Below are 18,971 nucleotides of genomic sequence, written 5' to 3' on the forward strand. Positions count from 1 at the left end.
TCAGCGGTCATAGTGCACTCGAAAGTGCGGCATACAGGCGCCACAATGCCGTGTGCAGGCATACTAAGTTCCGAGTGTCTAAATAAGTGCACTCAAGATGTGCGCAACTAGGCCTTAGTTGTTATGACTTGCCCTGTTATGCAGCGGATCTTCTTGCTGGAAGACTCTCGTGCATGTGTTCAGTCCACCTGATGTCGGACGAAAGGCCCGTAGATCAAGCGGTTGGGTGCTCAGGCGAGCACAATTACAGGGGCGCAGCCTTGGCCTTGTAGAGGATGTTTATGGTGCGTATCACCTATCCATCGTTAGTTGATCAGATGAGTGAACCATCTAGGCAAGTTGCTGTGACAACTTGGTTACATGGTTCTCCGCTCTGCGTAAGTTATCTCGTACAAACTCGGCGAGAATCGTTACCGGTGGTATGAGCTATGCATTTGGACATAGTTCCTACCCGCTCATCGCGAAATCTGAAATTTTTTGAAATATTGCCAAAGATGGCACTGGTCTCAATTTGATAGCACTTTCGATTTGGGCCTTTGTTAATCGGTGCGTAATCGAGCTAGATAGTTTTGTGCCACTACCGTAAAAAAATTTACGTGCCACTACTGAAAAAAAGTGCGGCTGTCGAGTGAAACTAAAATTAGAATTGGGCAGGACGATTTTATGGCGCCAATAAAACGGCGAAATGTTGCGAGGGATTTTTGACGTCGTGCGAGCTGCACGACTCTTTATAGAAAGAGTCGTGCAATGGGCATGCTTTATTCCGGGGCGTGGTCGCGCAGAAATACCAGATTGTCCGGTTTCGATTGCTCGGCGCTGTAGCGATAACCCTGCACATCGAACTGCTTGAGCAGGGCAGGATCGTTGATTTTTTCCTGAATCACGAAACGGCTCATCAGGCCGCGGGCCTTCTTCGCGTAGAAGCTGATGATCTTGTACTGGCCGTTCTTCAGGTCCTTGAAATCGGTGTTGATGATCCGGGCGTTCAGGGCGCTGCGTTTGACCGCCGAAAAGTACTCGTTGGAGGCCAGGTTCAGCAGCACATCGTCGCCCTGATCGGCCAGCGCTTCGTTGAGCCATTCGCTGATGCGCGTGCCCCAGAACGCGTACAGGTCCTTGCCACGGGCGTTGGCCAGTTTGGTGCCCATTTCCAGACGATACGGCTGCATCAGGTCCAGCGGACGCAGCAGGCCATAGAGACCGGAGAGCATGCGCAAGTGCTTTTGCGCATAGTCGAACTGAGCTTCGCTGAACGATTGCGCGTCGAGGCCGGTGTACACGTCACCCTTGAACGCGAGCAGCGCCTGCTTGGCGTTTTCCGGGGTGAAGGCGGGCGTCCAGCTGCCGAAACGCGCGGCATTCAGGCCGCCGATCTTGTCGGACACGTGCATCAGTTCGCTGATCTGTGCCGGGCTCAGTTCGCGCAGCTGCTGGATCAGCTCCTGAGAGTGATCGAGGTATTGCGGCTGGGTAAAGCGCTGGGTCGCCGGCGGTGTTTCGTAATCGAGGGTCTTGGCGGGGGAAATCACCATCAGCATGAAGTCGTCTCCTTTTATCGTGGGGGCGATTCTAGGGGGTTGGCCGAGTGGACTCCAGCTATGAGGGTAATAGGTATCAGGAAGCTCGGGCTTTTGCGACGGCTGGTGGATTTTCCCCTCACCCCAGCCCTCTCCCGGAGGGAGAGGGAGCTGACCGTGTTGTTCTAGAGTCATACATCGACCTGAAATATCCAGTCGAACTCAGGTTTGAAAACATGAAGATCGGCTCCCTCTCCCTCCGGGAGAGGGCTGGGGTGAGGGCAGCGTCCTTGAAGCTTGCACATCAGCTATAGTGCCGCGCGGGTTTGGTTATGGAGACACCCCTTTGCGTATTGTTCTTTTATTCACCGCGTGGCTGTTGAGCTTCGGGGCCATGGCGGCGCCGGGCGATGTGGCGACGCTGGATCGCAGCACCTGGCCGGAGCAACTGAGCAGCCCGACGCTGTTCGACGTCGCCTCGCGCGCGGAAATCCTCATGTTCGCCCGGGGCCTGCTCGGCACCGAGGCGCTGGACGAGGCCGCGCTGGCCCAGCGCCTTGGGCTGCGCACGGTCAACGTCGACGCGATCAGCCACCTGCGTCAGCGGCTCTGGGAACGTCTGTTGGCCAACTACAACTTCGCCCAGCAGAGCTGCGATCAGGATGCCTCGTTCTGCTTCCTCGTCGAAGACCTGCCGACCCTGCGCGAGCAGGCCGCCAAGTTCGTGGTCAGCGACGACAGCTATTACACCAAGTGGGCCGAGCCGAGCCGGTTGTTTCATCTGCAGTATCTGGACGAGCTGATGCGCAAGGCCGCGCTGTCACCGCAAACCAGCAGCGAAGTCGATCAATTCGGCGACTACGAGCGCAATGGCGACGAGATGCACGATCGACTGTTTCTGCTGAGCTTCGACAGCGCCGCCAATCTGCAGCCGGACAACACCGACTGGATTGCCGACTACCTGCGCAAATCCAATCTCAGCGGCACGTTCTTCCTGTTGGGCAAGGATGTGCAGGCGCGTCTGGCCGATCGCTCGGTGAGCAACCTGCAATCGGAGTTCTCGAAACAGTGTGTGGGCGTGCAGGGTTGGGAGTTCCGTTCCCACAGCTATTGGCAGGACTGGCAGGACTCGGTGCGCCGCAGCGCCGATCTGGTGAAGAACAAGTTGCCGGAGAACTATGTGCCACTGTTCCGTCCGCCGGAGGGGCAGCGCCGCAGTGATGCTGGCAGCTTCTTCCGCAATCAGGGCCTGCAAGTGGCGCTGTGGGACATCGATGCCCAGGACGGCGCCGGCAAGCTCAAGGGCGCACAGAGTGCGCAGCGGGTGCTGACCCTGATGCTGCTGTGGCGTCACGGGGTGATCAATTTCAACATGAAACAGGATGCGGTGAAGACCGCGTTGCCGTGGCTGATCACGCAAACTGCACAAAGCGGCATCGGCTTTGAAGACTGTCAGGACGGGTTTCGCTGATAAACGGAAAAAGCCCGGAAACATTGGGCTTGGGGCGATTTTTCCAGAGAATTCGATGCAGGCGGACTTCCGACTTTAGCGGGGTCTGGACGGTCCGCCAAGGGCTTTTCGTCACTCTGCAAAATAAACTTAAAAAAACCGTCAAAGTGCTTTTTTATGTCATGGGTTTTGGAGTATTACGAAGACAGACCGCCGAAACCTGCAACACAGGTGGCGTCTTCCAAGACTCCTTTTGTGTGCAGTTCATCCAGGCCCTCGTGGATGAATTCGGCAGTCACTTCGAGGCGCAGCACCGCCCAGGTATTGCGTCGAATGGCTCCCACAAAGGTGACCGAGTATGGATGATCACGGACGTAGCCCTTCTTCCAACCAGCCAATCCTTTATGTACTCGATACCAACGTATTGATTCACGATCCAAATGCCCTGCTGAATTTCGAAGAACACCACGTCGCGATCCCGATGACCGTGCTCGAAGAGCTGGACAAGCTCAAGAGCGGCCATCACAGCGTTGCTGCCGAATGCCGCCAGGCGATCCGCCTGATCGACAAGACCCTGGGCGATGCCTCCCCCGAGGACGTCGAGCTGGGTGTGCCGATCCAGCGCGGCAAGGGCGGGCCGAAGGGCTTGCTGTCAATTCTGATGAGCAAACAGGCCGAGTCGAACCTGATTCTGCCCGAGCATCTGAACGACAACAAAATCATCAACCAGTTGATCGACCTGCACACCCGTGATCCGAAGAAGGCCGTGGTGCTGGTCACCAAAGACATCAACATGCGCCTCAAGGCGCGCGCCTGCGGGATCGATGCCGAGGACTACAGCACCGACCAGTTGGTCGATGACGTGTCCCTGCTGCCCAACGGCTACCACAACATGACCGGCTCCTTCTGGGACCGCGTGAGCAAGGTCGAAACCCGTCAGGATCACGGCCGCACCTGGCATCAGGTGCAGTTGATCGACAACCTGCCGGCGGTGCACATCAACGAGTTCATCATTGACGAACAAGGCTTTGTCGGCTGGATCAAGGAAATCCAGGAAGACAAGCTGCTGATCCTCGACCTGCATCAGGAACCGCTGCTGCACCAAGAAGCCTGGGGTCTCAAGCCACGGGACATCTATCAGAGCCTGGCGCTGTATGCGCTGCTGGATCCGGATATCCACCTGGTCAACCTGTCGGGTGCCGCCGGTTCCGGCAAAACCATTCTGGCACTGGCCGCGGCGATCGAGCAGACCATGGTCAGCAAACGCTATCGCCGCATTATCGCGACCCGCAGCGTGCAGGGCCTGGACCAGGAAATCGGCTTCCTGCCGGGTACTGAAGCGGAAAAAATGGAACCTTGGCTGGGCGCCATCACCGACAACCTCGAAGCCTTGCACATGGATGACGAAAACACCCATGGCAGCGTCGATTACATCCTCAGCAAAGTGCCGTTGCAGTTCAAATCGCTCAACTACATTCGTGGTCGCAGCTTCCAGCAGAGCCTGATCCTGATCGACGAATGCCAGAACCTCACGCCGCACCAGATGAAAACCATCATCACCCGGGCCGGTGCCGGTTCCAAAGTGGTGTGCCTGGGCAACCTGGCACAGATCGACACCCCTTACCTGTCCGCGACCAGTTCCGGGCTGACCTACCTGACCGAACGCTTCAAGGATTTCCCCAACGGGGTGCACATCACCCTGCAAGGGGTGCCACGCTCGATTCTGGCCGAATACGCCGAATCGCATTTGTAACCCTCCACCAGAAAACGGGCGGCCTGACAGCCGCCCGTTTTTTATGGATGAACACATCACCCAATGTGGGAGCGGGCTTGCTCGCGAAAGCGGTGTGTCAGCCACCAAATGTGTGCCTGATACACCGCTTTCGCGAGCAAGCCCGCTCCCACAGGGGATAGTGGTGAATTCATAATCAGTGATGCGGAAATTTGACCCACAGGTTTACAATCCCTGCTCCTGATCAGGAGTAATCCCGTGCTGACTCATCTCGATTCCCAAGGTCGCGCCAACATGGTCGACGTCACCGAAAAAGCCGTGACGTTCCGTGAGGCGACGGCCCAAGCGCTGGTGCGCATGCTCCCCGAAACCCTGCAGATGATCGTTAGCGGCGGCCATCCCAAGGGCGACGTGTTTGCCGTGGCGCGCATTGCCGGCATTCAGGCGGCGAAGAAAACCAGTGATCTGATCCCGCTGTGCCATCCGCTGATGCTGACCGGGGTCAAGGTTGAACTCAGCGCTGAAGGTGACGACAGTGTGCGCATCGTCGCCCGCTGCAAGCTGTCGGGGCAGACCGGCGTCGAGATGGAAGCACTGACCGCTGCCAGCGTCGCCGCACTGACCATCTATGACATGTGCAAAGCGGTGGATCGCGGCATGATCATCGAAAGCGTGCGTCTGCTGGAGAAGGTCGGCGGCAAGAGCGGGCATTTTCAGGCGGAGCAGCCATGAAGCTGACGGTTAAATTCTTTGCCCGTTATCGTGAAGCGCTGGGGGTGGACTCGGTGGAGGTCGAAGGCGATTTCGCCACGGTCGACGCTGTGCGTGCGCTGCTCGCGCAACGCGAGGGCGCCGAAGTGCTGAGCGAACAGAACCTGATGTGCGCACGCAACGAAGACCTGTGCCCGCTCGACGAGCCGGTGAGCGATGGCGACGAAGTGGCGTTTTTCCCCACCGTGACCGGAGGCTGAGGCATGGCGATTCGGGTGCAGTCCACGGCGTTCGATCCCGGCGCTGAAGTCAACGCGATGCACGCGGCGAATGTCGGTGTCGGCGCGGTGGTGAGTTTTGTCGGCTACGTGCGCGACTTCAACGACGGTCTGGATGTGGCGGGTATGTTCCTCGAGCATTATCCGGGCATGACCGAAAAAGCCCTTGGCAAGATCGCCGTCGAGGCCGAGCAGCGCTGGCCGCTGTTGAAGCTGGAAGTGCTGCACCGCATCGGCGCGCTGGAGCCTGGCGAGCCGATCGTGTTTGTCGGTGCGGCCAGTGCCCATCGCCAGGCGGCGTTCGACGCCTGCGCCTTTGTCATGGACTACCTGAAAACCCGCGCGCCGTTCTGGAAGAAAGAAAACACCAGTGACGGCCCGCGCTGGGTCGAGGGGCGTGACAGTGATCATGCCGCTGCGGATCGCTGGAAAAAATAGTTTTTATAGCGCCTTCAAGTCCGTCTTCGCGAGCAAGCTCGCTCCCACATTGGATCTGTGTCGTTCCCAAATCCAATGTGGGAGCGAGCTTGCTCGCGAAGGGGCCATCTGTAACACCAAAAACCTCGCAGACACACTCTCTTCCCTAATTGACGGCTTATACCTATAAGTCCAATATGGATTTCCAAGTACAAAAAGCTTCAATCTTGCCGCTCGTAGCTCCCTGCTCCCAGCTGCTCTTCTTCGTCTTGCCAAACCAACAACAACCCGCGAGAGAACGAACATGAAGAAACTCCCCCTGATCACCGGTCTGGCCCTGAGCCTGTTGGCGTGCACCAGCTCGTTTGCCGCCGAGAAAACCCTGCGCATCGGCATCGAGGCCGCTTATCCACCGTTCGCTTCGAAAACCGACAAGGGTGAAATCGTCGGTTTCGACTACGACATCGGCAACGCCCTGTGCGCGCAGATGAAGGTCAAGTGTGTGTGGGTCGAGGGTGAGTTCGATGGCCTGATTCCTTCGTTGAAAGTGAAGAAAATCGACATGGCTTTGTCGTCGATGACCATCAACGAAGACCGCAAGAAGTCGGTGGATTTCACCCACAAGTACTACTTCACGTCGTCACGGCTGGTGATGAAGGAAGGCGCCACGGTCGATGACCAATACGCCAGCCTCAAGGGCAAGAGCGTCGGCGTGCAGCGCGCCACCACCACCGATCGTTATGCTACCGAGGTGTTCGAACCGAAGGGCATCAACGTCAAGCGCTACGGCAATAACGAAGAAATCTACATGGACCTGGCGGCCGGGCGGCTCGATGCGATTTTCGCCGACACCATCCCGCTGAACGATTTCCTGTCGATGCCACGCGGCAAGGGCTATGCGTTTGTCGGGCCGGAGCTGAAGGATCCGAAGTACGTGGGCGAGGGCGCGGGGATCGCGGTGCGCAAGGGCAATACCGAGCTGGTCAGCGAGTTGAACACGGCCATCGACGGGATTCGGGCGAGTGGCGAGTATCAGAAGATTTCCCAGAAGTACTTCAAGTCTGACATTTACGGCGACTGACAGCCCGCTATCGCGAGCAGGCTCACTCCTACAGGGGAACGCATTCCAACTGTAGGAGTGAGCCTGCTCGCGATGGGGCCGGAACTGCCAATGCAGATCTTCAGCCCTTCAATTCCTTCAAATGCTTGTACACCGTCGCCCGCCCCATGTTCAGCACATTGGCCACATAGTTCGAGGCGCTCTTGCCCTTGAACGCGCCTTCGGCGTGCAGGGCCAATACCAGTTCGCGCTTGTGATCGCGGGTCAGCAGATTCAGGCTCAGCTGCCGCTCGCGCAGCCAGGCGTGGAGGAAGGTGTTGATGCGTTCCTGCCAGTCATCGCGAAACAGTGAATCCGGCTGCGGGATCAGTTTGCTCGGCGACAGGAACAGATCCAGCGCGGCCTTGGCATTCTCGAACAGAGAAATATTCAGGTTGATGCACAGCACCGCCAGCGGCCGCTCATCGTGGTCGCGCAGCACGGTGCTCAGGCTGCGGATTTTCTGGCCGTCCCAATTGAGCTTTTCGTACGGGCCGATGTTGCGCTCGCTGACCTCCTCGCTGAGCATGTCTTCAAGCGATGAGTCGTCGCCGATCTCGCGCTTGGACAGGTTGTTGGCGATGTAGTCGACCTTCTGCGTGCGCAGGTCGTGCAGCACCACTTCGGCGTGGGGAAAGAACAGCGTGGCGATGGCGTCGGCGATGGCACGGAAGTTATCCAGGGCCGGATCGAATTCGGGGGCGGTCATGATTGTGGAGCTCCAGGCGGCGTCAGCGCCCCCGTGCACGGGGGCGCTGCGAGTGTGCCGCAATCCGTTGGGCGCGTCATCCGCAGGGGCCATCAGCGCAGGCGCGAGGGGGAGAGCATGGCGCTGCTCAGGCCGAACTGCTGCAACGACTCAGGCAACGGCTGACCACGCACCAATGCCGCGCTGGCCTGGCCCATGGCCGGTGAAGTCTGAATACCGTAACCGCCCTGCGCTGCGACCCAGAACAGCCCCGGCACCTGCGGATCGAAACCGCTGAGCAGATCACCGTCGGCGACGAAGCTGCGCAGTCCGGCCCAGGTGCGGGTCGGGCGGCGGATAGTCAGGGTCGTAGCCTCTTCGATCTGATAGATGCCTATGGCGATGTCCAGCTCTTCCGGTTGCACGTCATGCGGTTCGACCGGGTCGGCGTTGGCCGGCGAGCCGAGGAACATCCCGGCGTCGGGCTTCATGTAGAACGATTCGTCGAGGCTGACCAGCATCGGCCAGTGATGAATGTCCACGCCCTCGGGGCCGGCGAAAATGAACGCCGCACGGCGTTTCGGTTGCAGGCCCAGCACCTGGGCGCCAGCCAGCGCGCCGATCTGGTCAGCCCAGGCGCCGGCGGCGTTGATGATGACCGGCGCACTGAAGGTCTGACCGTTGGTTTGCACCTGCCAGAGGCCAGCGGCGTCGCGCGTCAGGCCCAGCACTTCGCAATCGGTGTGAACCTCGCCGTTGTTGCGGCGGATACCGCGCAGGTAGCCCTGATGCAGGGCGTCGGTGTCGATGTCACTGGCGGTCGGATCGTAGATCGCACCGTGGACTTTTTCCCGACGCAGGATCGGCAGACGGGCGCAGGCTTCGTCGGCGCTGAGCAGCTGCATTTCTGGCACCGTGGCTTTGGCGCTGAGGTACTGGTTGTTCAGCTCGGCGGCGTCACCGCTGAAGTCCACGGTCATTTCGCCGCGCGGTGTCAGCAATGGGTGCTCACAGAAACCGCTCGGCGGATGGTCGAAAAACTCACGGCTGGCCAGTGTCAGCGCCCGCACCTGCGGCGTACCGTAGGCGGCGGTGTACAGCGCGGCAGAACGCCCGGTGGAGTGATAGGCCGGGTGCGATTCACGTTCGAGCACGATCACTTTGGCGTGGGGCGACAGCCAGAAACCGGTGGAAGCGCCGGCAATCCCGCCGCCGATGATGATGAAATCTGCCTGGCTCATGAAAGTCTCCAGTTGCTCGCAATATTGGAAAATTCGCTGATCCCCTGTGGGAGCGGGCTTGCTCGCGAAGGCGGTATGTCATTCGGCAAATGCGTTGCCTGATACGGCCTCTTCGCGAGCAAGCCCGCTCCCACAATGGGATTTGTGGTGTTAGTGGGTTAAGAGATAAACCGCATTCGCCAGCGCAATGTCTTCCAGGCCCAGGCCGATTGAACGGAAAAATACGTGACGGTCGTAATCAGGGCGCGGCACTTTCTCGCTGAGCAGGTCGGCGAGGTCACCGACAATCGCAGACTTGTCCCAGCCATGCTGCTCGGTCGCGATCAACATCTCACCGGCCGAGCCCGGCGTGGTCAGCCGATAGTCACAGAACACTTGCATGTCGCTCAGGCTCTGCGGCGGCACCTCATGGGCGCGTGGCGCGTTGGTGCTGATCGAGGTGATCAGCGCCGGTTTGCTCAAGCTGGCCGGGTCGATCACTGGGCCGGCGGACGAGGTGCAGAGCATGATCACGTCCGCGTCTATGAGGGCGACATCGCGGCTGTCGGCAATCTTCACCCCCGGGTAGATCTCTTTCAGCAGCGCCCGGGTTTCAGCGTCTTCCGACAGGCTCGGCGAATACACGCTGATGTTCTGCCAGTCGCGCAGACCTTTCACGTAATGCAGATGCGCCTGAGCAACCTTGCCGCTGCCGATGATCGCCAGCCGTTGGGCATTCAGCGGGGCGAGGGCATCGACAGCAACGGCGGTGGTCGCTGCAGTGCGTGCGCTGGTCAGCTCGCCGGCATCGCAAAGCAACAGCGGTTGGCCGGTTTTCATCGACATCAATAGGGTCCACGCCGTGACCAGTGGCCCTTGCTCGCGGACGATGTACGGCGAGGTCTTGACCCCGTACACGCCATCCTCGGCCAGCACCCCCAGATAATTGATGAAGTCGCCGGCGCCCTGCGGAAACTCCACCAGTTGCTGCGCCGGTTGCACGGCGTGGCCGGCGGCGAGGTCGCGGAACAGTTTGCGCAGGATCTGCGGCACGTCGATGCGCGCCAGCAGCTCGCGGGCCTGGGTGTGGTCGATCACGTAGGGTGTACTGGACATGTCAGGCTCCGCGGTCTGGATATAAACTAATTTGTCCATTATGGACTTTTAGTTGTCTATCGCAAGCGCCTGTTGAAAACGCCGGGCAAAAAAAAGCGCAGTCCGTTGCCGGCTGCGCTTTTTGCGTTACGGGGCGCTTACTGCGGCTGCGGACGCTTGCGCTCAACAGCGCGCAACAGGTGCGTCGGCGGTGTTTCGCAGCTGATCTTGCGACCGAGTTTCTCTTCGATCGACGGCAGTTGGTAGGAGTCGTCCTCGCCGGCGAAGCTGATCGACACGCCGTCAGCGCCCGCGCGACCGGTGCGGCCGATGCGGTGCACGTAGTCGTCCGGCACTTCCGGCAGGGTGAAGTTGATCACGTGGCTGATGCCGTCGATGTGGATGCCGCGACCGGCGACATCGGTGGCCACCAGCACGCGGATCTTTCCTTCGCGGAAGCCTTCCAGGGTCTTGATGCGCTTGTGCTGCGGCACGTCGCCGGACAGCTGCGCGGCGTTGATGCCGTCGCGCACCAGGCGTTCTTCGATGCGGCGCACTTCATCCTTGCGGTTGGCGAAGACGATCACGCGCTCCCAGCCGTTATCGTTGACCAGGTTGTAGAGCAGTTTGTATTTGTCAGCCGCGGCCACGGCATAGATGTGCTGCTCGACGTTTTCGTTGGCCACGTTGGTGATTTCGATTTCGACGATTGCCGGATCGGTGGTCCATTGCTTGGCCAGGTTCATCACGTCTTCGGTGAAGGTCGCGGAGAACAGCAGGGTCTGACGCTCGGACTTCGGCGGGGTCTGGCGAATGATCTGCCGCACTTGCGGGATGAAGCCCATGTCGAGCATGCGGTCGGCTTCGTCCAGCACCATCACTTCGACCATGTCCAGGTGCACGTCGCCGCGCTGGTTGAAGTCGAGCAGACGGCCCGGGGTGGCGACGAGGATGTCGCAGTGGCGCGCTTCGAGGTGCTTGAGCTGCTTGTCGAAGTCCATGCCGCCAACGAACGTCATGACGTTGAGGCCGGTGTACTTGGTCAGGTCGGCAGCATCCTTGGCGATCTGCACCACCAGCTCACGGGTCGGCGCGATGATCAGTGCACGGGGTTCACCCATGTAGCGTTCTTTCGGCGGCGGCGTCTGCAGCAACTGAGTGATGATCGAGATCAGGAACGCGGCGGTCTTGCCGGTACCGGTCTGCGCGCGGCCGATGGCGTCTTTGCCGGCGAGGGTGAAACCCAGCACCTGCGCCTGGATCGGCGTGCAGTACGGGAAGCCCAGGTCCTGGATGGCGTGCATCAGTTCCGGAGCGAGCTTGAAATCGTGAAAGCGGGTTTTGCCTTCCTGGGGTTCGACAACGAAATCTTCGAGTTTCCAGGGAATGACCGGTGCCTTGGGCTTCGGTTCGCGGCGCGGCCGGGGTGGTTTCGGCGCTTCGGCGCGGACCGGTTCGGTAGCGACGGCAGGTTGCGGCTCAGGCTGGGGTGTCGCTACCGGAGCCGGACGTTCAGCCTTGGGCACATCGCTGCGAGGGCCGGGGGCGTGCGACGGCGCACTGGGGACTGGCGCGAGCTGCTCAGCCTCGCTTTTACCGAACATTTTCTTGAGTGCTTTGAGCACGGTCATCTCATCAATTGGTTAAGGAATGTACGCCGGCCAGTGTAATGCAAGAAACGGGCGCGGCGTAGTGGGATGATCAAAGGGGCGATGCAGCTGAAACGATCAACGCAGGCGTTCGCCCAGCCAGACGCCGATATCACGAATTTCTTCGGGTAACACTTCGTGCTCCATTGGGTATTCCTGCCATGTCACGGTGACACCATGCTTCACCAAATGCTCATAGGCACTGCGCCCCATCGAGTTCTGCACCACGCTGTCGAACTGGCCGTGCAGGCACAGCGCAGGAATACGCTGCTGACTGGCTGAAAGCTCCATCTCGTCAGTGAAGGTCGGGGCGTAGGTGGAGAGGGCAAGTACGCCACCCAACGGACCTTGCCACTTTATATAAGCGGTGTGCAGAACGACGGCGCCGCCTTGGGAAAACCCGGCGAGAAAAATCCGCGAAGCGTCTATTCCGCTGGCGCGCTCCTTTTCGATCAATTCAATGATGCGATCCGCCGACGCTTCCAACTGCTCACGGTCAATCGACCGTGCCGGGCTCATGGCCTTTATGTCGTACCAGCTCGGCATCTCGTAACCACCGTTGATGGTGACGGGCTGGGTTGGCGCTTGCGGCAATACAAAGCGGGTAGTCAGCAGGCTTTCCTGCAGCGCTTCGGCGACCGGCAAGAAGTCATAGCGGTCCGCGCCGAGGCCGTGCAGCCAGATCACGCAGGCGTCTGCAGGCTTTACGGGTTGAAGAATCAGGGGCTCGGTCATGGCTGCTCCAAAAATGTGCGGGCGCTCTCAATAAGTGCGTGATTGAGGTGCGCGTCCGGTCGATCCGTTAAGAAGATGTCGCAAGGCTACAAGTTTTGCTATTGACCTGTCGCGCAATCGCTTCAGCAGGCGGTGTGGTACGGGCTTTGCTATGGAGGATTCTGTACGAAGCGTCCTACGCCTTGCGGTAACACTATCAGTGTACGTCTTGCGACGGGATTGCAAAGAATCCGGTGATGGATGTTCGCCGATGGCCGCTACGGGCAAAGCGAACGTGAAAGGGCTACAGCCCGTTCGGCCGATTGGTGAGAAGTGAGTTGTCCATGATGTGGATTTTCTCCTACTAGACTCATAGCGAAGGTCTTACGTCGGTTGACCCCAAAAAAAGCCAACACGGGTCAACAACGCCTCAAAAGGGTGCGACTGGACTCAAGCTCCGACACAACAAGAGCAAAACTGGAGGTTTGAATGAAGATGTTGAAATCCACTCTGGCGGTCGTGACTGCAGCAGCAGTACTCGGCGTCAGCGGGTTCGCTCAGGCGGGTGCAACCCTGGATGCCGTGCAGAAGAAAGGTTTCGTGCAATGTGGCGTGAGCGACGGTCTGCCGGGTTTCTCGGTGCCGGACGCTTCGGGCAAGATCCTCGGGATCGACGCTGACGTCTGCCGCGCTGTGGCCGCTGCCGTATTCGGCGACGCCAACAAGGTCAAGTTCAGCCAGTTGAACGCCAAGGAGCGCTTCACCGCGCTGCAGTCCGGCGAAATCGACCTGCTCTCGCGCAACACCACCATGACCAGTTCGCGTGACGCCGGCATGGGTCTGAAATTCCCGGGCTTCATCACTTACTACGACGGCGTGGGCTTCCTGGCCAACAACAAGCTGGGCGTGAAAAGTGCCAAGGAACTGGACGGTGCAACCATCTGCATCCAGGCCGGTACCACCACCGAACTGAACGTCTCCGACTACTTCCGCGCCAACGGCCTGAAGTACACCCCGATCACTTTCGACACCTCCGATGAAAGCGCCAAGTCGCTGGAATCCGGTCGTTGCGACGTGCTGACCTCCGACAAGTCGCAGCTGTACGCACAGCGCAGCAAACTGGCTTCGCCAAAAGACTACGTGGTACTGCCGGAAACCATCTCCAAAGAACCACTGGGCCCGGTCGTGCGTAACGGCGACGACGAGTGGCTGGCGATCGTTCGCTGGGTTGGCTACGCGCTGCTGAACACTGAAGAAGCCGGCGTGACGTCGAAAAACGTGCTGGAAGAAGCCAAATCCACCAAGAACCCGGACGTCGCTCGTCTGCTGGGTGCTGACGGTGAATACGGCAAGGACCTGAAACTGCCGAAGGACTGGGTTGTGAAAATCGTTTCGCAGGTCGGTAACTACGGTGAAATCTTCGAGAAAAACCTCGGCAAGAGCACTCCGCTGGAAATCGACCGTGGCCTGAACGCGCTGTGGACCAACGGCGGCATTCAGTACGCACCACCAGTGCGCTAATGGTTCTATCACCCGGCGGGCCAACCGCCGGGTGATGTTCTGTTCCATTTCTTCCGGGGCACTTCATGCAAAATTCAATCGGCGCACCAAAGCAGAGGCTCAGCCTCAGCGATCCGCGAGTGCGTGCGTGGCTGTTTCAGATCATCACCGTCGTGGCGGTGGTCGCCATGGGCTGGTATCTGTTCGATAACACCCAGACCAACCTGCAACACCGGGGCATTACCTCCGGTTTCAGCTTTCTGGAGCGCAGTGCCGGGTTCGGCATCGCTCAGCACCTGATCTCCTACACCGAAGCGGACAGTTACGCTCGGGTGTTCGTGATCGGCCTGCTCAACACCCTGTTGGTGACCTTCATCGGCGTGATCCTGGCGACCCTGCTGGGCTTCATCATCGGTGTGGCGCGGCTGTCGCCGAATTGGATCATCAGCAAACTGGCGACCGTGTACGTGGAAGTGTTCCGCAACATTCCGCCGCTGCTGCAGATCCTGTTCTGGTACTTCGCGGTATTCCTGACCATGCCGGGACCGCGCAACAGCCACAACTTCGGCGACACCTTCTTCGTCAGCAGCCGGGGCCTGAACATGCCGGCCGCGCAAATGGCTGACGGCTTCTGGGCGTTCTTCATCAGTGTGGTGCTGGCCATCGTCGCCATCGTGCTGATGTGCCGCTGGGCCAACAAGCGTTTCGAAGACACCGGCGTACCGTTTCACAAGTTCTGGACCGGCCTGGCTATCCTGCTGGTGATCCCGACCTTGTGCGCGCTGATCTTCGGTGCCCCCCTGCACTGGGAAATGCCGCAACTCAAGGGTTTCAACTTCGTCGGTGGCTGGGTGCTGATCCCGGAACTGCTGGCGCTGACCCTCGCCCTGACCGTGTACACCGCAGCGTTCATCGCGGAAATCGTCCGTTCGGGGATCAAGTCGGTCAGCCATGGCCAGACCGAAGCGGCGCGTTCGCTCGGCCTGCGCAACGGCCCGACCCTGCGCAAGGTGATCATTCCGCAAGCCTTGCGAGTGATCATTCCGCCGCTGACCAGCCAATACCTGAACCTGGCGAAGAACTCGTCGCTGGCCGCCGGTATCGGTTATCCGGAAATGGTTTCGCTGTTCGCCGGCACCGTGCTCAACCAGACCGGTCAGGCGATCGAAGTCATTGCCATCACCATGAGCGTGTACCTGGCGATCAGTATCAGCATTTCCCTGCTGATGAACTGGTACAACAAGCGCATTGCGCTGATCGAGCGGTGAGGAAACGCGCATGACAACCCATACTTTCAAACCCGACATGCCACCGCCGGCCAAGGTCTTCGGCCCGATGGCATGGATACGCGCGAACATGTTTTCCAGCTGGCTCAACACCCTGCTGACCCTGTTTGCGTTTTACCTGATCTACCTGGTGGTACCACCGATCCTCAGTTGGGCGATTCTCGATGCCAACTGGGTCGGCACCACCCGCGCCGACTGCACCAAGGACGGCGCCTGCTGGGTGTTCATTCAGCAGCGTTTCGGCCAGTTCATGTACGGCTACTACCCGACCGGCCTGCGCTGGCGCGTCGACCTGACCGTGTGGCTGGCGGTGATCGGTGTGGCGCCGCTGTTCATCTCGCGCTTCCCGCGTAAAGCGGTGTACGGTCTGAGCTTCCTGGTGATCTACCCGATTGTCGCCTGGTGCCTGCTGCACGGTGGCGTGTTCGGCCTCGACGCCGTGGCGACCAGCCAGTGGGGCGGTCTGATGCTGACCCTGGTCATCGCCACCGTGGGTATCGCCGGCGCCTTGCCGCTGGGGATCATTCTGGCGCTGGGCCGGCGCTCGAACATGCCGGCGATTCGTGTGGTCTGCGTGACCTTCATCGAGTTCTGGCGCGGCGTGCCGTTGATCACGGTGCTGTTCATGTCCTCGGTGATGCTGCCGCTGTTCCTGCCCGAAGGCATGAACTTCGACAAGCTGCTGCGGGCGCTGATCGGGGTGATCCTGTTCCAGTCGGCCTACGTTGCCGAAGTGGTGCGCGGCGGTCTGCAAGCGATCCCCAAAGGTCAGTACGAAGCGGCAGCGGCGATGGGCCTCGGTTACTGGCGCGCCATGGGCCTGGTGATTCTGCCGCAAGCCCTGAAGCTGGTGATTCCGGGCATCGTCAACACCTTCATTGCGCTGTTCAAGGACACCAGCCTGGTGATCATCATCGGCCTGTTCGACCTGCTCAACAGCGTCAAGCAAGCCGCTGCCGACCCGAAATGGCTGGGCATGGCCACCGAAGGCTACGTGTTCGCCGCTCTGGTGTTCTGGATTTTCTGTTTTGGTATGTCGCGCTATTCCATGCATCTGGAACGCAAGCTCGACACTGGCCACAAGCGTTAGGAGTTCTCTGTAAATGAGCGAAGCAATCAAAAAGCCTGTCGGCCCTGAAGGCATTATTCAGATGCAGGGCGTGAACAAGTGGTACGGCCAGTTCCACGTGCTGAAAGACATCAACCTCAACGTCAAACAGGGCGAGCGCATCGTCCTGTGCGGCCCGTCGGGTTCCGGCAAATCGACCACCATCCGCTGCCTCAACCGTCTGGAAGAGCACCAGCAGGGCCGCATCGTGGTCGACGGCGTGGAGCTGACCAACGACCTCAAGCAGATCGAAGCGATCCGTCGCGAAGTCGGCATGGTGTTCCAGCACTTCAACCTGTTCCCGCACCTGACCATCCTGCAAAACTGTACGCTGGCGCCGATGTGGGTACGCAAGATGCCCAAGCGCAAGGCCGAGGAAATCGCCATGCATTATCTGGAGCGCGTACGCATTCCGGAGCAGGCGCACAAGTTTCCGGGGCAACTGTCCGGCGGTCAGCAACAGCGTGTGGCGATTGCCCGTGCGCTGTGCATGAAACCGAAAATCATGCTGTTCGACGAACCGACCTCGGCCCTCGACCCGGAGATGGTCAAAGAGGTGCTGGACACCATGATCGGCCTCGCCGAAGACGGCATGACCATGCTCTGCGTGACCCACGAAATGGGCTTCGCCCGCACCGTGGCCAACCGTGTGATCTTCATGGACAAGGGCGAAATCGTCGAACAGGCGGCGCCGAACGACTTCTTCGACAACCCGCAAAATGACCGTACCAAGCTGTTCCTGAGCCAGATCCTGCATTGATTGCCTGAGAAGCTCGCCTGACAAAAAGCCCTGCCGGTATGCCGACAGGGCTTTTTTCATGGGGGCGAATCAGCCCGCATTTGTTTTGCGTTCAAGTGCCAGGTGCACGGCACGCAGCGCGTTGAGTCGGCCGTGCCCGTAGTAGTGACTGTGGCCGTTTTCGTCGTACTGGCCGCGCGGCCCGTCATTGGGGTGGCCGATCTTGTCGCAGCAATCGGCAAGTATCTGGCGTACCGCAGAGCGATCAAGCTCGGGATTGACGCCGAGCACCAGCGCAGCGATGCCCGCGGCGCCGGGGCAGGCGCTGGAGGTACCGCTGAAGGTGTCGGTGTAGGCCGGCAATGTGGCGGCGGCAAACTTTGCGCTCAAATCAGTGGTACGGATACCCCGGGTCTGCGGGATCGAAGTCGCAGGCTTGAACTTCGGATCGGGGTGTTTCTGATCTCCGCTGGGAAAGCAGCACCAGAGTGACTTGCCATAGTCACTGTAGGCACTGCGCCGGTTCTGATCGTTGCAGGCACCTACCGCAATGACATGGGGGTGGCTGGAATAGCCATCGTTATCGGCGCACTCGTTACCGTTTCCCGCGCCAAAAAAGATCACACAGCCTTTGCCATTGCGGCCCTTGGTGGCGGCGTATTCGATTGCCAGCCGTGTGCTGGCGGCCAGGGGAAACACTTGCGTGTGACGCGGGTCCGCCGGGTCGGCCCAATGCCCTTCAGCCGGCCCCCAGCTGCAGGAAATGACGTCGGCTCCCTGATCGGCCGCCCAGAAAAAGGCGTCGGCCTCCGCGCGGGCTCCCAAGGGTTTGGTGAGTTTCAATGGCATCAGGCTGGCTTTGGGGGCGACACCGCTGGCGCCGTCCTCACCATTGGCGCAAGCGACCCCGGCAGCGGCCGTACCGTGGCGTTCCAGGGCGTTCAGTGGGCGCGGGCCGCCTTTGGCGTTACGTCGGTCAAAGTTCTTTGCACCGACCACTTTGCCTTCTCCGGAAAATTCGGGATGGTCAATATCAAACGCGTCATCGATGACTGCGATGACGATGCCTTCGCCCTGCGCGAGCTCATGCGCGGCTTCGACGTTGGCGCTGGCATCGATTTCAACCTGATAGGTCACGGTGGTTTTCTTCAGGTGCCACTGATTGGCATGGATCGCTCGGCGTTGACCCTGGCGCAGCAGCTCCGGGTGGCAGTACTCGATCTCGTCGCGTTCCAGCCATTCACTCGTGAGGGTGCAGATATCGATGCCATGGGTGGCGGGGTGATGCACAAAAAAGGCATTTTTTGCATACGGCACCTGTTGCTTGATCATCAGGCCCAGCGCTTGAAGTATGACCATGCACTCAGTGGCTTTCAGTGAGTCGATGAACTTCAAAAAGATATTTTCGGTATAGAGCACCGGCTCCTGATTGATGGGATCCACCATCACGCTGCCCGCGAAGCGCACGTCGGGCAATTCGCGTAGCAGCGCCTTGCGTTGCGATGCGTCCGAGTGTCCAGGCAGTTTGAAAATCTGCACATCAGCGTCCTCGACATGCAGCAACAGCTCGCAACCTTCCAGCGCTGCGTGAGCAGATTCGCAGCAAAGCGTTTGGGCCAACTGCGTTCCCGCGTGGCTGCGGACTGCCAGCAATTGGCGATTTTTCTGCAGAACAAAAGGGCGGTCGTGCTGCTTGCCGAAATTGACTTCTACCATGAGCGTGCTTCTTCCTTTGGATAATGACGGGGCAAAATGCCCCTGGATCAAT

The 18,971-nt window shown here is 59.6% G+C and carries 17 protein-coding genes; 10 read left to right on the forward strand and 7 right to left on the reverse strand.

The genetic code is table 11. The features are described 5' to 3' along the window. Positions 1 to 758: 758 nt before the first annotated feature. Positions 759 to 1,538, reverse strand: coding sequence for a peroxide stress protein YaaA (gene yaaA, locus E4T63_RS04960; RefSeq protein WP_108181747.1), 780 nt, complete (start codon positions 1,536 to 1,538; stop codon positions 759 to 761). A 373-nt stretch (positions 1,539 to 1,911) separates the two neighbouring features. On the opposite strand from yaaA, the gene E4T63_RS04965 reads away from it, so the two are divergent. From E4T63_RS04965 to E4T63_RS04995, 6 genes are all read left to right on the forward strand, one after another. Then, a complete protein-coding gene (locus E4T63_RS04965) occupies positions 1,912 to 2,988 on the forward strand; it encodes a polysaccharide deacetylase family protein (RefSeq protein ID WP_431188391.1) in 1,077 nt (358 codons plus the stop codon). Between the two features lie 337 nt (positions 2,989 to 3,325). Beyond that, the gene (locus E4T63_RS04970; protein ID WP_027610931.1) at positions 3,326 to 4,720 is read left to right on the forward strand and encodes a PhoH family protein; all 1,395 of its coding nucleotides are present in this window, start codon (positions 3,326 to 3,328) and stop codon (positions 4,718 to 4,720) included. Positions 4,721 to 4,957: 237 nt separating this feature from the next. Then, a complete protein-coding gene (moaC, locus tag E4T63_RS04975; RefSeq protein ID WP_027610932.1) occupies positions 4,958 to 5,431 on the forward strand; it encodes a cyclic pyranopterin monophosphate synthase MoaC in 474 nt (157 codons plus the stop codon). Further along, the gene (moaD, locus tag E4T63_RS04980; RefSeq protein WP_098967306.1) at positions 5,428 to 5,670 is read left to right on the forward strand and encodes a molybdopterin converting factor subunit 1; all 243 of its coding nucleotides are present in this window, start codon (positions 5,428 to 5,430) and stop codon (positions 5,668 to 5,670) included. The genes moaC and moaD overlap by 4 nt, the downstream gene beginning before the upstream one ends. Positions 5,671 to 5,673: 3 nt before the next feature. After that, entirely contained in the window at positions 5,674 to 6,126 is a 453-nt protein-coding gene (gene moaE / locus E4T63_RS04985; RefSeq protein WP_007965204.1) for a molybdopterin synthase catalytic subunit MoaE, read from the forward strand. Positions 6,127 to 6,409: 283 nt separating this feature from the next. Beyond that, the gene (locus E4T63_RS04995) at positions 6,410 to 7,186 is read left to right on the forward strand and encodes an ABC transporter substrate-binding protein (protein WP_096795178.1); all 777 of its coding nucleotides are present in this window, start codon (positions 6,410 to 6,412) and stop codon (positions 7,184 to 7,186) included. Between the two features lie 100 nt (positions 7,187 to 7,286). Here E4T63_RS04995 and E4T63_RS05000 read toward each other — a convergent pair whose 3' ends face one another. The 5 genes from E4T63_RS05000 to E4T63_RS05025 all read right to left on the reverse strand — a co-directional run bounded on the left by E4T63_RS05000 (position 7,287) and on the right by E4T63_RS05025 (position 12,591). Continuing rightward, positions 7,287 to 7,913, reverse strand: coding sequence for a helix-turn-helix transcriptional regulator (locus tag E4T63_RS05000; protein ID WP_098967310.1), 627 nt, complete (start codon positions 7,911 to 7,913; stop codon positions 7,287 to 7,289). A 92-nt stretch (positions 7,914 to 8,005) separates the two neighbouring features. Then, on the reverse strand, positions 8,006 to 9,133 hold the full coding sequence (locus tag E4T63_RS05005) for an NAD(P)/FAD-dependent oxidoreductase (RefSeq protein WP_135295006.1): 1,128 nt from the start codon (positions 9,131 to 9,133) through the stop codon (positions 8,006 to 8,008). Between the two features lie 150 nt (positions 9,134 to 9,283). Next, positions 9,284 to 10,228 (reverse strand): ornithine cyclodeaminase family protein, encoded by a 945-nt coding sequence (locus tag E4T63_RS05015; RefSeq protein ID WP_135295007.1) that lies wholly within the window; start codon positions 10,226 to 10,228, stop codon positions 9,284 to 9,286. A gap of 137 nt (positions 10,229 to 10,365) precedes the next feature. Next, a complete protein-coding gene (rhlB, locus tag E4T63_RS05020; protein ID WP_135295008.1) occupies positions 10,366 to 11,838 on the reverse strand; it encodes an ATP-dependent RNA helicase RhlB in 1,473 nt (490 codons plus the stop codon). A gap of 96 nt (positions 11,839 to 11,934) precedes the next feature. After that, positions 11,935 to 12,591, reverse strand: coding sequence for an alpha/beta hydrolase (locus E4T63_RS05025; protein WP_135295009.1), 657 nt, complete (start codon positions 12,589 to 12,591; stop codon positions 11,935 to 11,937). Between the two features lie 468 nt (positions 12,592 to 13,059). On the opposite strand from E4T63_RS05025, the gene E4T63_RS05030 reads away from it, so the two are divergent. The 4 genes from E4T63_RS05030 to E4T63_RS05045 all read left to right on the forward strand — a co-directional run bounded on the left by E4T63_RS05030 (position 13,060) and on the right by E4T63_RS05045 (position 17,224). Then, positions 13,060 to 14,091: an amino acid ABC transporter substrate-binding protein gene (locus tag E4T63_RS05030; protein ID WP_007965188.1), complete on the forward strand. Its 1,032-nt coding sequence runs from the start codon at positions 13,060 to 13,062 to the stop codon at positions 14,089 to 14,091. A 65-nt stretch (positions 14,092 to 14,156) separates the two neighbouring features. Continuing rightward, positions 14,157 to 15,338, forward strand: a complete 1,182-nt coding sequence (locus E4T63_RS05035; RefSeq protein ID WP_027610940.1) for an amino acid ABC transporter permease — start codon at positions 14,157 to 14,159, stop codon at positions 15,336 to 15,338. A gap of 10 nt (positions 15,339 to 15,348) precedes the next feature. Then, the gene (locus E4T63_RS05040; protein ID WP_007965184.1) at positions 15,349 to 16,446 is read left to right on the forward strand and encodes an amino acid ABC transporter permease; all 1,098 of its coding nucleotides are present in this window, start codon (positions 15,349 to 15,351) and stop codon (positions 16,444 to 16,446) included. 13 nt (positions 16,447 to 16,459) lie between these two features. After that, positions 16,460 to 17,224: an amino acid ABC transporter ATP-binding protein gene (locus tag E4T63_RS05045; protein ID WP_003221897.1), complete on the forward strand. Its 765-nt coding sequence runs from the start codon at positions 16,460 to 16,462 to the stop codon at positions 17,222 to 17,224. Positions 17,225 to 17,293: 69 nt separating this feature from the next. Here the strand turns inward: E4T63_RS05045 and E4T63_RS05050 are convergent, their stop codons facing one another. Continuing rightward, the gene (locus E4T63_RS05050) at positions 17,294 to 18,919 is read right to left on the reverse strand and encodes a S8 family peptidase (protein ID WP_135295010.1); all 1,626 of its coding nucleotides are present in this window, start codon (positions 18,917 to 18,919) and stop codon (positions 17,294 to 17,296) included. Positions 18,920 to 18,971 lie beyond the last annotated feature (52 nt).

This window comes from Pseudomonas fluorescens, from assembly GCF_004683905.1.
Taxonomy (GTDB): Bacteria; Pseudomonadota; Gammaproteobacteria; order Pseudomonadales; family Pseudomonadaceae; genus Aquipseudomonas; species Aquipseudomonas putida_A.

What these genes read in the sequence shown, in the direction of transcription:
- E4T63_RS05045 (WP_003221897.1), top strand. Translation starts at nt 16,460, where the DNA reads ATGAGCGAAGCAATCAAAAAGCCTGTCGGCCCTGAAGGCATTATTCAG.
- moaE (WP_007965204.1), top strand. Translation starts at nt 5,674, where the DNA reads ATGGCGATTCGGGTGCAGTCCACGGCGTTCGATCCCGGCGCTGAAGTC.
- E4T63_RS05050 (WP_135295010.1), bottom strand. Translation starts at nt 18,919, where the DNA reads ATGGTAGAAGTCAATTTCGGCAAGCAGCACGACCGCCCTTTTGTTCTG.
- E4T63_RS05040 (WP_007965184.1), top strand. Translation starts at nt 15,349, where the DNA reads ATGACAACCCATACTTTCAAACCCGACATGCCACCGCCGGCCAAGGTC.
- E4T63_RS04995 (WP_096795178.1), top strand. Translation starts at nt 6,410, where the DNA reads ATGAAGAAACTCCCCCTGATCACCGGTCTGGCCCTGAGCCTGTTGGCG.
- E4T63_RS04970 (WP_027610931.1), top strand. Translation starts at nt 3,326, where the DNA reads ATGGATGATCACGGACGTAGCCCTTCTTCCAACCAGCCAATCCTTTAT.
- moaD (WP_098967306.1), top strand. Translation starts at nt 5,428, where the DNA reads ATGAAGCTGACGGTTAAATTCTTTGCCCGTTATCGTGAAGCGCTGGGG.
- E4T63_RS05035 (WP_027610940.1), top strand. Translation starts at nt 14,157, where the DNA reads ATGCAAAATTCAATCGGCGCACCAAAGCAGAGGCTCAGCCTCAGCGAT.
- E4T63_RS05005 (WP_135295006.1), bottom strand. Translation starts at nt 9,133, where the DNA reads ATGAGCCAGGCAGATTTCATCATCATCGGCGGCGGGATTGCCGGCGCT.
- E4T63_RS05000 (WP_098967310.1), bottom strand. Translation starts at nt 7,913, where the DNA reads ATGACCGCCCCCGAATTCGATCCGGCCCTGGATAACTTCCGTGCCATC.
- rhlB (WP_135295008.1), bottom strand. Translation starts at nt 11,838, where the DNA reads ATGACCGTGCTCAAAGCACTCAAGAAAATGTTCGGTAAAAGCGAGGCT.
- E4T63_RS05030 (WP_007965188.1), top strand. Translation starts at nt 13,060, where the DNA reads ATGAAGATGTTGAAATCCACTCTGGCGGTCGTGACTGCAGCAGCAGTA.
- yaaA (WP_108181747.1), bottom strand. Translation starts at nt 1,538, where the DNA reads ATGCTGATGGTGATTTCCCCCGCCAAGACCCTCGATTACGAAACACCG.
- E4T63_RS05015 (WP_135295007.1), bottom strand. Translation starts at nt 10,228, where the DNA reads ATGTCCAGTACACCCTACGTGATCGACCACACCCAGGCCCGCGAGCTG.
- E4T63_RS05025 (WP_135295009.1), bottom strand. Translation starts at nt 12,591, where the DNA reads ATGACCGAGCCCCTGATTCTTCAACCCGTAAAGCCTGCAGACGCCTGC.
- E4T63_RS04965 (WP_431188391.1), top strand. Translation starts at nt 1,912, where the DNA reads ATGGCGGCGCCGGGCGATGTGGCGACGCTGGATCGCAGCACCTGGCCG.